This is a genomic window from Flavobacterium panacagri, from assembly GCF_030378165.1.
Lineage (GTDB): Bacteria > Bacteroidota > Bacteroidia > Flavobacteriales > Flavobacteriaceae > Flavobacterium > Flavobacterium panacagri.
The window spans coordinates 4,725,349-4,738,746 of record NZ_CP119766.1 but is presented as its reverse complement, the minus strand read 5'-3'; the positions used below and the strand labels follow the sequence as shown (position 1 = coordinate 4,738,746).

At 36.1% G+C, this 13,398-nt stretch carries 6 protein-coding genes; all 6 read left to right on the top strand.

What is annotated here, in order from left to right; translation table 11 throughout:
• Nucleotides 1-62: 62 nt before the first annotated feature.
• The 6 genes from P2W65_RS20425 to P2W65_RS20400 all read left to right on the top strand — a co-directional run bounded on the left by P2W65_RS20425 (nucleotide 63) and on the right by P2W65_RS20400 (nucleotide 13,289).
• Complete coding sequence (locus P2W65_RS20425) at nucleotides 63-2,774, top strand: glycoside hydrolase family 78 protein (protein WP_289660615.1); 2,712 nt, start codon at nucleotides 63-65, stop codon at nucleotides 2,772-2,774.
• 303 nt (nucleotides 2,775-3,077) lie between these two features.
• The gene (locus P2W65_RS20420; protein WP_289660612.1) at nucleotides 3,078-4,496 is read left to right on the top strand and encodes an acetylxylan esterase; all 1,419 of its coding nucleotides are present in this window, start codon (nucleotides 3,078-3,080) and stop codon (nucleotides 4,494-4,496) included.
• A gap of 451 nt (nucleotides 4,497-4,947) precedes the next feature.
• Nucleotides 4,948-7,404: a glycoside hydrolase family 95 protein gene (locus tag P2W65_RS20415; protein WP_289660609.1), complete on the top strand. Its 2,457-nt coding sequence runs from the start codon at nucleotides 4,948-4,950 to the stop codon at nucleotides 7,402-7,404.
• 289 nt (nucleotides 7,405-7,693) lie between these two features.
• Entirely contained in the window at nucleotides 7,694-9,262 is a 1,569-nt protein-coding gene (locus tag P2W65_RS20410; protein WP_289660606.1) for an MGH1-like glycoside hydrolase domain-containing protein, read from the top strand.
• A 38-nt stretch (nucleotides 9,263-9,300) separates the two neighbouring features.
• Nucleotides 9,301-10,389 (top strand): HEAT repeat domain-containing protein, encoded by a 1,089-nt coding sequence (locus P2W65_RS20405; RefSeq protein ID WP_289660603.1) that lies wholly within the window; start codon nucleotides 9,301-9,303, stop codon nucleotides 10,387-10,389.
• Nucleotides 10,390-10,538: 149 nt separating this feature from the next.
• Nucleotides 10,539-13,289, top strand: a complete 2,751-nt coding sequence (locus tag P2W65_RS20400; protein ID WP_289660600.1) for a glycoside hydrolase family 78 protein — start codon at nucleotides 10,539-10,541, stop codon at nucleotides 13,287-13,289.
• The last annotated feature ends 109 nt before the right edge of the window (nucleotides 13,290-13,398 follow it).

Here is a 13,398-nt window from a genome sequence, read left to right as displayed (position 1 = left end):
TTTTTAAAAGCATATTATTAGCCGTTTGTCTTCTATTAACTTTAGTTTCTAAAGGACAAATTTTGCCTGTACGCCTAACAACAGAAATGGCAGAAAACCCATTAGCCGTATTTCAGAATCAGCCAAGATTGAGCTGGCAGTTGGTTTCAAAAGAATCCGATGCCTCACAAGTCGCTTATTTGATTTTGGTAGCTTCATCAGAAGAAAAATTAAATAATGACGATGGAGATATCTGGAATACTGGAAGAGTAAATTCAGATAAAAACCTTCATATCGTTTATGGTGGAAAACCATTAAAAAATGAAACCAAATATTTCTGGAAAGTAAAAGTATGGAACCAATCAGGTCAAGTTTCGAAATGGAGCAAAACGGCTACTTTCAGAACAGCTTCATTAGAATCAGATTTAAATCCGACTTGGATTGGTGCCATTACAAAAGCCGACAGTCATTTGCCGGAAGGAAGAAATTATCATACAGCGACTTTCAACAGAGAGAAAAAGAATTCGTTTATCAATGCTTCCGATTCTTTGGCACGCAGAAGTATTATGTTGCGTAAACCTTTTGAAATAGAAAAAGCAGTCAAAGAAGCCGTAGTTTACATTTCAGGTCTAGGACATTACGAATTGACTATCAACGGAAAAAAAGTGGGTAACAGCCAATTTGCACCTTTGTGGACAGATTATGATAAGACGGTTAATTACAATGTTTACGAACTAAGTGCAAAAGAATTTGAAAAAGGAGATAATGTAATTGGAGTTTTGTTAGGAAACGGAATGTACAATACATTGGCTGAAAGATATACCAAATTCTTTGTAAGTTTTGGCCCGCCGACTTTATTTTTTAAAATGAAAATAAAGTATAATGATGGTTCAGAAGAAATTATAAAGTCTGATGGATCTTGGAAATACAGCAAAAGTCCGATTACTTATAATAGTATTTTTGGAGGAGAAGATTACAATTCCAATTTAGAGCAAAAAGGCTGGAATCGTAAAGGTTTCAAAGATAGAGATTGGAAAAAAGTTGTGGTTCAGGAAGCCCCAAAAGGAGTTTTAAGACCACAGACAGCGCCACCGATTATGATTCAGAAACAATACGAAGTTAAAACTGAAAAAGAACTGAAACCGAATTTCTATGTTTTTGATATGGGACAAAATCTGTCTGGATTTCCAACCATCAAAGTAAAAGGAAAAAAAGGGCAGACGATTCGTGTTTGGGTGGCAGAAGGGTTAAATGAAGAAGGCACAATTGCACAAGGAAGATCTGGAAAGCCATATTATTACGATTACACTTTAAAAGGCAAGGGTGTAGAAGAATGGACACCAAAATTCAGTTTCTACGGTTACCAATATGTTCAAATTGAAAACATCAATTATAAAAAAGCAAAAAATGATGAGTTTCCAACTTTAGTGGAGTTAAAATCGAATTTCATTTACAATTCTGCAGGAGAAGCAGGAAGTTTTGAATGTTCGAATGAGATTTTCAACAAAACACATGAACTGATAAATAATTCCATAAAAAGTAATTTCCAAAGTGTTTTTACTGATTGTCCGCAACGTGAGAAATTAGGCTGGCTGGAAGAAATTCAGTTGAATGGGCCGGGTTTAATGTTCAATTATAATCTTCAGACTTTTCTTCCGGCAACGATGCAGAATATTTCTGATTCACAGCGTGATAACGGATTAATTCCAACAATAGTTCCTGAATATGTAATCTTTGGTGGTGATTTTACCGATTCTCCAGAATGGGGAGTAACAGGCGTAATCCTACCTTGGATGTATTATGAATATTACGGAGATACTTCATTATTAGAGAAATATTATCCACTAATGAAAAAGTATGTTGATTATTTAGGAACGAAAGCAACCAACCATATCGTTTCGCACGGATTAGGCGATTGGTACGATTATGGAATACATCCAGCTGGATATTCTAAAAATAGTCCAATTGCACTTTCTGCGACTTCACACTATTATTATGGCGCTTATTTAGTGGCAAAAGCATCAAAATTATTAGGAAAAACTGAAGATTTTGAGAAATATAATGCTTTGGCTTCTGAGATTAAATCGGCTTTCAATGCGGCATTTTTTAACGAAGAAACCAAACAATACGGAACAAACAGCCAGTTTAGCAATGCCGTTCCTATTTTTATGGATATCGTAGAGCCGCAGCACAAAGAGGCTGTAATGCAAAATCTCTTAGCTGATATCAAAGAAAAAGGTGATCGTTTGACAACGGGAGATGTTGGAAATCGTTATTTATTTCAGACTTTGGCAAGAAATGGCGAAAACGAAACCATGTACAGAATGCACAATCATTACGATGCGCCGGGTTATGGTTTTCAGATTAAATTTGGCCTGACTACTTTAACAGAACAATGGGATCCGAGAAAAGGAAATTCGTGGAATCACTTTATGCTAGGGCAAATCGAAGAATGGTTTTATCAAAGTTTAGCGGGAATCAAATCGGATCCTGAAAAGCCGGGTTTCAAACATTTTTTTATTCAGCCAGAAGTGGTTGGCGATATGACTTTCGCGAAAGCGGATTATCAATCAGTTTACGGAAAAATCGCTTCCTCTTGGGAAAAGAAAGACGGCAAGTTTATTCTAATTGTTCAGATTCCAGTGAATACAACATCAACAATAAAATTGCCGGTTGCTAAAAATTCAGAAATAAAAATGGATGGTAAAAGAGTTAGAGCAGGTTTTGATGAAAAAGTACAAAAGCGTGTTTTGGAATTAGGATCAGGAATTTATACAATAGAATGCACAATATAATGGAACGCGGATGACGCGGATTCGCTATCGCGAAAACACGGATTTACACGGATTTTTTTGTTCTATTTTAAAATGCAAAAATTGAATTGCCTCCAGTTTTAACTGGAGGTTTAAGAAAACAAGACAAGTCACAGGGCTTTAGCCAAATGAAAAAGTTAGGCTAAAGCCAATGTAGAAATCAAAAATATTTTCCTCCAGCTAAAGCAGGAGGCAATTCAAAAAAAATAAAAAAAGATCCGCTTTGATTCGTGTTTTTACGAAGTAAATCCGTGTCATCCGTGGGCCAATCACAACAATATTAAAATGAAAAATTTAAAATACATCTTCTTAGTTTCCATTTTTGCTTTGACATTTGCCAATGCACAAAGTACTTCTGACACTAATTTTAGAAAACCAGTTTCAGAGACTCTAAAGAAAATAGAAACTCTTTTTAATGTCACAATCAACGATGATAGAGGTTTATTAAAAGGAAAAGAACTAGACTATGCCGACTGGAGAATTGAACCGGGAAATCTGCCTCTTTCGCTAACCAATATTTTAGCGCCGTTTGAATTGATGTATTTTAAACAACCCGATGGAACCTACATCATTCGCAAGTATGAAAACCATAAAGTTTCGGTAGATAAAGGAAAAGAGCGTTTGTTTTATTTAGAAAGCCTTTATTCAACGAAAGAACAATGGGAGAAACGCAAAGCGGAGTTAAAAGCTTGTATGATTGCATCATTTGGATTAGAAAAGGCACCCCCAATGCCCAAGTCTAAACCACTTTTAACTCCAAAAAGAATCTACAAAGATTACAGTGTCGAAAATATTGCTTTAGAAATCATGCCCGGAGTTTATGCCACAGGATCGATTTATAAACCCTATCCGTTCAATAAAAAGTCGGCTGTAATTATTACGCCTGACGGGCATTTCGGAGACGGAAGATACAGAAAAGACGAACAGTACCGTTGCGCCATGATGGCTAAAATGGGTGCAATTGTAGTGGGTTACGATTTATTTGCGTGGGGAGAATCGTTATTACAGTTTCCAGAAGAAATACATAGAAACAGTATTGCATCGACAGTCCAATTGTTGACAGGAATTCGTTTATTGGATTATTTGGCAACCGTAAAAAATGCTGATATGTCTAGAGTTGGTGTTACTGGAGGTTCTGGCGGAGGATCTCACACCATGTTTTTGTCGGCGATTGATGACAGAGTGAAAGTTTCAGCTCCGGTTGTAATGGTTTCGTCTCACTTTTCAGGCGGTTGTCCATGCGAAAGCGGACGTGGTATTCATTTATGTGGAAATGGAACAAACAACGCCGAAATCTCAGCGATGATGGCTCCAAAACCGCAATTGATTGTCTCTGACGGAAAAGACTGGACATTGGCAGTTCCAGAATTGGAATTCCCTTTTATTCAAAGAACATATGAATTGTACGGAAAGAAAGATTTAGTAGAGAATGCCCATTTTGCAAAAGAAGGTCACGATTTCGGAATCTCAAAACGTATGGCTTTGTACCCGTTTATGGCGAAATATTTAAATTTAGATTTGAATAAAGTAAAAAACGAAAAGGGAGAAATCGACGAATCGACGTGTGTAATTGAACCAAAAGAAAAGTTGTTAGTTTTTGGAGATAAAGGAGAAAAACTACCGAAAAATGCATTGAAAGACATCAACAAATTATATGAAATGTTCGGAGAAAAAAATCTGAAAGTTTACGAGGTTAAAAAGTGATAGCCACGAATTCACGAATTTATTTTTTATAAACGACGCGCAATTTTTACTTTAAAAATTAATCGGATTAACTTTTTCGATAGAAATTAGAGAAATAAAGTGCAAAGAATAGTTAGAGTAAATTCGTGAATTCGTGGCTGAAAAAAAAATATGAAGTTAATAAATGATATTTGGGCGTGCCCCAATTTGAAAAAGGGGGCAATTTTGTAACCGCTCATTTCGCCCCCTTTCCCAAATCGGGTCGGGCTATCCGCGCTACTTTGGTAGCCAGCTTCTATCCCTCACGCGCTCTTGTAACTCAAGAACATTTGGGTTTTGATTAGAAATAATACCTACAAGGTTTTGTAAACCTTGCAGGATTCGTAAAATTTCAAAACAAATGAATTTGTGATAATTTGTGCAATTTGCGGTTAAAAAAAACAATTCGGGCTTTGCCTAAAAAGTATAAAATATGAATTTAAGAAATAAAATTACAGTCCTCTGTTTCGGAATTGTTTCCTTCGCTACAACAGCGCAAAGCAACAGCGACCTAAAACTTTGGTACGATAAACCAGCCTCAATCTGGAACGAAGCATTGCCTTTAGGTAACGGACGTTTAGGTGCAATGGTTTTTGGCGACCCAGCAGTCGAGCGTTTACAATTGAACGAAGAAACAATCTGGGCAGGTTCTCCAAACAGCAATGCACATACTAAATCTATAAAAGCACTTCCGATTGTCCGTCAGTTAATTTTTGACGGAAAATTTGATGAAGCACAGGATTTAGCGACACAGGATATTATGTCGCAAACCAATGACGGAATGCCGTATCAGACTTTTGGCAGTGTTTATATTTCATTCGCAGGACATCAAAAATATACGGATTATTATCGTGATTTAGATATCAGCAATGCTACGGCAAAAGTAAAATACAAAGTAAACGGTGTTGAATTTACAAGAGAAATTCTAACCGCATTTTCAGATCAGGTAATTGTAGTAAAACTTTCTGCAAGTCAGCCAGGGCAGATTACGTGTAATGTTTTCATGAACAGTCCGATTGATAAAACGGTTGCTTCGACTGATGGAAACCAGATTATACTTTCGGGAGTTGGAACTAACTTTGAAGGCGTAAAAGGAAAAGTAAAATTTCAGGGAAGATTAACAGCTAAAAACAAAGGCGGGCAAATCGATGCCAGCAATGGCGTTTTAAGTATTAATAAAGCCGATGAAGTAACTTTATACATTTCGATTGCAACCAACTTCAAAAACTATCAGGATATTTCGGGAGATGAAATTGTAAAAGGCAAAGACTATTTAGCGAAAGCGGAAACCAAAGATTTTGAAACCATAAAGAAAGCCCATGTTGATTATTACCAAAAATTCTTCAACAGAGTTTCTTTAAATTTAGGTTCGAATGATTTGGTTAAGAATCCAACAAACGAAAGAATCAGAGATTTCTCGAAACAATTTGACCCACAATTAGCGAGTTTGTATTTCCAATTCGGACGTTATCTTTTAATTTCGAGTTCACAGCCAGGCGGACAGCCAGCCAATCTACAAGGAATTTGGAATGATATGGTGACGCCGCCTTGGGACAGTAAATACACGACAAACATCAATGCCGAAATGAATTACTGGCCGGCACAAGTAACCAATCTTCAGGAAATGCACGAACCTTTTGTGCAAATGGCAAAAGAGTTGGCTGTAACTGGTGCAGAAACAGCCAAAACGATGTACAATGCCAGCGGTTGGGTTTTACATCATAATACAGATATTTGGCGTGTTACCGCTCCGGTAGATTCAGCTGCTTCGGGAATGTGGCCGACTGGCGGTGCTTGGGTTTGTCAGGATTTATGGGAAAGATATTTATATACAGGCGATAAAAAATATTTAGCAGAAATTTATCCAATCATGAAAGGCGCTGCCGATTTCTTTTTAGATTTTATGGTTATTGACCCTAATACAAAATATTTAGTAGTGGTGCCGTCAAGTTCGCCTGAAAACACACATGCAGGCGGAACAGGAAAAGCAACAATTGCATCGGGAACGACAATGGATAATCAGCTGGTTTTTGATTTGTTTACGCATGTTATCGAAGCTTCTGCTTTGGTTTCTCCGGATGCTGCTTATGTGAAAAAAGTAAGTGATGCTTTAGCAAAAATGCCTCCAATGAAAGTGGGAAAACACAGTCAGCTGCAAGAATGGCAAGACGATTGGGACAATCCGAAAGACAATCACAGACACGTTTCACATTTGTACGGATTGTATCCAAGCAATCAGATTTCGCCGATAAAAACACCTGAATTATTTGAAGCAGCAAAACAATCCTTAATTTACAGAACAGACGAATCTACAGGCTGGTCAATGGGATGGAAAGTGAATTTGTGGGCGAGATTATTAGACGGAAATCACGCTTATAAATTGATTCAGGATCAATTGCATTTGGTAACAGCAGATCAAAGAAAAGGCGGAGGAACGTATCCCAATATGTTAGATGCACATCAGCCTTTTCAAATTGATGGTAACTTTGGATGCACAGCCGGTTTTGCTGAAATGCTGATGCAGAGTCAGGAAGATGTTATTCATTTACTCCCTGCTTTACCAACGGTTTGGAAAGACGGAAGCATTAAAGGTTTGGTTGCCAGAGGTAGTTTTGTAATCGATATGACCTGGAAGAACAATAAAGTTTCGGAGTTGAAAATCTATTCGAAAATTGGAGGAAACTGCCGATTGAAAGTTGAGAACACTTTAAAAGGTTCTTCAATCAAAAAAGCAAAAGGGAAAAATTCAAATCCGTTGTTTTATGATATGGAAGTGAAGAAACCGATTATTTCTAATGAAGCAAAATTGCCTAAAGTACAATTGCCAAATTACAATATTTACGATGTGAATATGAAAGCAGGGCAGACTTATACTTTTACAGGGAATTAAAATAATGAATTAAACCTGTCAGGTCTCGATACGTTTCCTGCAAGGTTTTCAAAACCTTGTAGGTATAAATCATTAAAGTTTGCGAGTGACGCCTACAAGGTTTTGAAAACCTTGCAGGAGTAGTAAACCTTGAAAGAGTGGTAAAACGTAAAGGTCTCTTGCGTGAGTGATGGAAGTGGAGCTCTTTTTTGTAAGGCTTTTTCAGCCGAACAAAAAAAGCGGGAACGGACAGCACGATTCGCCGCGGCGAAAATGCCCAAAGAATTAGTTTTAAAATAATAATTAGAATATGTTACAACATTTCAAACATAAAATAATAGCACTTTCAATAGTAATCGCTTGTGTAAACAGTGGTTGTAAATCGGGTGCGGGGCATTCTCAAAAGGGAAAATCGGTTATTTTAAAAGAAGAAAATTTCAAACATTATGTTGATTATTTCAACACGATGGAGGATGAAAATTTAAAATTTGCGATTCCGAATGATAGTGCTTGGACTTGGATGGAAAAGAATATTCCGTTGTTTGAATGTCCACAGCAGAATTTTGAGGAAATTTATTATTTCAGATGGTGGAGTGTTCGTAAACATATCAAAAATACACCACAAGGATTTGCGATCACAGAGTTTTTAGTTGATCGGTCGTATGCTGATAAATACAATATGATTAGCTGTGCTTTAGGACATCATATCAACGAATTCAGATGGGTTCATGATTCGAAATACATTGAGCAGGATGTGAAACTTTGGTATAGAGGAAATGATGGAAAGCCAATGAACAAATTGTACAAATTCAGCAGTTGGACAGCCGATGCTTTGTACAATCGTTATTTGGTAAATAAGGATGAAAAATTCTTATTGGATTTGTATCCGGACATGGTTACCGATTATGCTGTTTGGGAAAAAGACCGTCAGCGCAAAGACGGTTTATTTTGGCAACATGATGTAAAAGACGGAATGGAAGAATCCTTAAGTGGCGGACGAAAAGTGCAAAATGCAAGACCAACGATTAACAGTTATATGTACGGAAATGCTGTAGCGATTTCTAAAATGGCTGAAATGAAAGGCGATAAAGAAGCAGAAGCAAAATTCAAAGCAAAAGCGGATGTTCTGCAAAAATTAGTAGAAACGAAATTATGGAATCAGAAAAGTGAGTTCTTTGAAACTTTAACAGAAAAAGATACTTTAGCGCAAGTTCGAGAAGCAATCGGATTTATTCCGTGGTATTTTAATCTGCCTGAGCAAAATAAAGGTTTTGAAAAAGCTTGGGAACAGATTAAAGACGAAAAAGGATTTTCGGCTCCGTTTGGTTTAACAACGGCAGAAAGAAGAAGTCCGAGATTTAGAACGCACGGAACAGGAACCTGCGAATGGGACGGTGCTATTTGGCCATTTGCAAGTTCGCAGACTTTAACGGCCTTGGCGAATGTTTTGAATAATTACAATCAGAATTTTGTAGCAAAACCTGATTATTTCAAACAGATGGAATTGTACGTTCAGTCGCAGTATTACAGAGGAAAACCTTATCTTGGTGAGTATTTAGACGAAACAACGGGTTATTGGTTAATGGGCGATAGAGAAAGAAGCCGTTATTATAATCATTCGACTTTCAATGATTTAGTGATTACGGGATTGGTAGGTTTACGTCCGAGAGCAGATGAAAAGATTGAAGTAAATCCGTTGATTCCACAAGAAAAATGGGATTGGTTTTGTCTGGACAATGTTTTATATCATGGAAATATTATTACCATTCTTTGGGATAAAACAGGAGAAAAATATAATAAAGGAAAAGGGTTTAGAATCTTTAAAAACGGGAAGGAAATTGCGGTTTCTGAGAAATTGGAGAAGTTAGTTTCTGAATAATTTTAAACCGATAAAGTTGATTTAGTTTAGAATAAAATTTGGAGAAAACAGTATTAAATTATTCAATCAAAGGCGGTGTATTTCATATTGCATGGAATATGGTATTTGTGGTTTTAGGGATTTACTTTTTATCACTCATAAATATTGAAAAGATTAGATTTAAATTTGGTGATTTGGTTTTACCAATTGTTGCTGTTTTGTTTATCATCGTTTATGGAAAAAAGGCGGTAATGACTCTTTTTAATTTTCATAAAAAAATAATATTCTCACAGGAAGGATTAGAACTTAATGAGATTTTTTATGAATGGAAAGATATTATATTTCCAAGAGTTATTGCCAAAACAGAACACACGGCAAAGTACAATTTGTCCTATAAAGAGTTTTACCTCACTTTTGTTTATAAGCAGAAAACGATAGAAATAAAAATAGATGATTATGATGTGTCTGAAAATGAAATTAAGGAACTTATAAAAAAATATACTCCAAAGTTTACACCAAGCACTATGAGCGAGAATAAAATTGTTTACGAACCTATACATGATTTTGACCAAATCATCACTTTAGAACAATATTATGACCTTGAACATGAGGATTCTGAAGAAGCAATACAAGATGTTCAGAAATTAGCTGTGAAAGATTTAGATGGAATAAAACGTTTTTGTGAAAATCAACTCTTTACACAGCCTGATAAGGTCAGTTTTGTTTATTATTCGCTGAGTGAAGATGAAGATATTGATAAGTGGGCAGATTTTCTTTCTGATGAGTTTAGCAGAGTTTTTCAGATTGCGTTAAATCAGAATAAAATAAAAGAACTAACTCCAGTTTTATATGAGATTTTAGTAGAAGATATAAGTTCGTATAATGCGGGACAAGTTAGACAGACATTGCTAAAAGGATTAGATCATAAGGATTTAGAAACCCGTTTAAAGGCTTTGGAATTTCTTCAAGATTGGATTGATGAAGAAGTTTTAAAAAGTAATTTGACTATAGTTTCGAAGCTACGACAAAAGCTGAAAGATCCAGAATGGAAAATGCGCTGGAAAGCAAGTAAATTGTTAGAACAATATAAAATTACTTTTGAAAGCTTAAGTACACTTGATAAATTAAGACGATTTATAAATCCATAATTAATAAGTTTTAGTTTATCATAAATGACAAAAAGTAGCATAATTTCTTCTCGCAGATTTAGGAGATTTTAAATAGAGAAAAGTAATCTCCTCAATCTGCCAAATCTGCGAGAAACAAAAAAATAAAGCCAAAAGCTTAAAATAAAATCATGAAAAACTTTTTTTTACATCTTACCTTAATCATTTCACTTTTTACATTTTCGGCGAAAGCCCAAACCAAAATCAGTGTAAGTGATTTAAAATGCGAAATGCTAACGAATCCAGAAGGAATTGATGTTTTACAGCCAAGATTAAGCTGGAAAATAAAAGCAGACATAAATGATGTAAAACAAACGGCCTATCAAATTACAGCTTCCTCAAGTTTAGAGAAATTAAATGCAGGAAACGGAGATTTATGGGATAGCGGGAAAGTACAAAGCGACGCTTCTGTGAACGTGATTTATAACGGAAAAAAACTAAAAGACCGACAAGACGTTTATTGGAAAGTAACGGTTTTTACCAATAAAGGCGAAGTTCAATCAAAAGAAACCGCACATTTCAGTATCGGAATTTTAACTTATGCAGATTGGAAATCGACACGCTGGATTGGTTATGAAAAATTGTCGAAAGATGACAGCATTTCGCAGTATTCAAAATTGTCAGCGCGTTATCTGCGAAAAGAAATCAACCTGAAAAAACAAGTCAAAAGCGCAAAAGTCTATATCATGGGAATGGGCTTGTACGAGTTGTACATTAATGGGAATAAAATTGGTGACCAGGTTTTGGCACCCGTTCCTACGGACTATACCAAAAATATAAAATACAATGTTTTTGATGTGACTTCGCAATTGAAAGAAGGTAAAAATATGCTGGGAACAATTTTAGGGAACGGACGTTTTTTTGCCATGCGTCAAGATTATAAACCTTATAAAATCAAGTCATTTGGTTTGCCGAAAATGGCTCTGCAATTATTTGTAGAATATACCGATGGAAGCAAAGACGTTATCAGAACAGATGATACATGGAAAATCACAACCGACGGCCCGATTTTGGCTAACAATGAATACGACGGCGAAGAATACGATGCCCGCAAAGAAATGAAAGGCTGGAACACGGTTAATTTTGACGATAAAAACTGGATAAATACCAGATACGTTCAGGAACCAGGCGGATTCTACGAAGGTCAGATGTCGGCGAATATGAAGGTAAAACGTGAAGTAAAACCAATTTCAATCAAACAAACATCAAAAGGAACTTATATCTTGGATATGGGACAAAATATGGTGGGCTGGCTTCAACTGAAAGTGAAAGGAAATGCAGGCGATAAAATCACGATGAAGTTTGCCGAATCATTACAATCAGATGGTTCTTTATACATTGCGAATCTCCGTGATGCGAAAACGACTGATGTTTATACATTGAAAGGCGAGGGCGAAGAAGTTTGGGAGCCACGTTTTGTTTATCACGGATTTCGATTTGTAGAGATTTCTGGATTTAAAACCAAGCCAGCTTTAGAAAATTTTGTTGGAAAAGTGGTTTATGATGATATTCAGACTACGGGAACTTTCGATTCTTCGAACCCAATTATGAATCAGATTTTTAAGAATGCCTGGTGGGGAATCAGCGGTAATTATAAAGGAATGCCGATTGATTGTCCGCAAAGAAACGAGCGCCAGCCTTGGTTGGGAGACAGAACTACTGGAGCTTACGGAGAAAGCTTTTTATTCGACAATCAAACTTTGTACGCAAAATGGTTAGATGATATTAAAAACTCACAGACTATCGATGGTGGAATTCCGGATGTAGCACCAGCTTTCTGGCGTTATTACGGAGATAATGTGACCTGGCCTGGAACTTATATCACGGTTGCCGATATGCTGTATCAGCAATTTGGAGATGCAAAAGTGGTCGAAAAACAATATCCATACATGAAAAAGTGGATGGATTATATGGAAGAAAACTATTTGGTTGATAATATTATGACTAAAGATAAATACGGCGATTGGTGTGTTCCGCCAGAATCGTTAGAATTAATCCGTTCCAAAGATCCTTCTCGTTTAACAGATGGGGAATTGATTTCGAGTGCGTTTTATTATCAGCTTTTAAACATCATGAAAAAGTTTGCTGTGATTGCCAATGCTCAAAATGATATTAAACATTATGATGATGTGGCTTCAAGAATCAAAAAAGCATTCAATGCTAAATATTTTAATGTATCAAAAAATAATTACGCCAACAATACGGTAACAGCTAATTTACTGCCTTTAACTTTCGGAATGGTTCAGGAAGAATTACAGCAAAAAGTATTTGAAAATCTGGTACATGAAGTGGAAGTGACAAAAAACAGTCACGTAAGCACTGGAGTTATCGGAACACAATTTTTAATGCGAACATTAACCAATTTTGGTCGTGGTGATTTGGCTTTCAAACTGGCATCAAATAAAACCTATCCAAGCTGGGGTTATATGGTCGAAAATGGCGCTACAACAATCTGGGAACTTTGGAACGGAAACACGGCGGATCCTGCAATGAATTCGCAGAACCACGTGATGCTATTAGGCGATTTACTGATTTGGTATTACGAAAATATGGCTGGAATCAAGAGCAATCCTGAAACTCCGGGTTTCAAACAAATTATCATGAAACCTGATTTTAATGCTGGATTGACTTATGTAAATGCTTCTTACGAATCGGTTTACGGAACAATTAAAAGTGACTGGAAAAAAGATAAAAAAGGGTTGGTTTGGAATATTGCCATTCCAGCAAATACTTCTGCAATTGTGTATCTTCCTGTAAGTGATGCTTCAGCTGTTTTAATCAATAAACAAAAGTTAGATAAGACTTCTTATGTTCATTCAGTAGAAAAAAATCAAACAGTTGTGACACTTTCGTCAGGAAATTTTACGATAAACGTTAAATAATCTGCATTTTTAATAATTCGGGACAGTACAGGATGCATTGTTAATTTTTTGGTGTTATTTTTACACTTATTAAATATTTTTACCTAAAAAAATGTTGGGTATGTATTTA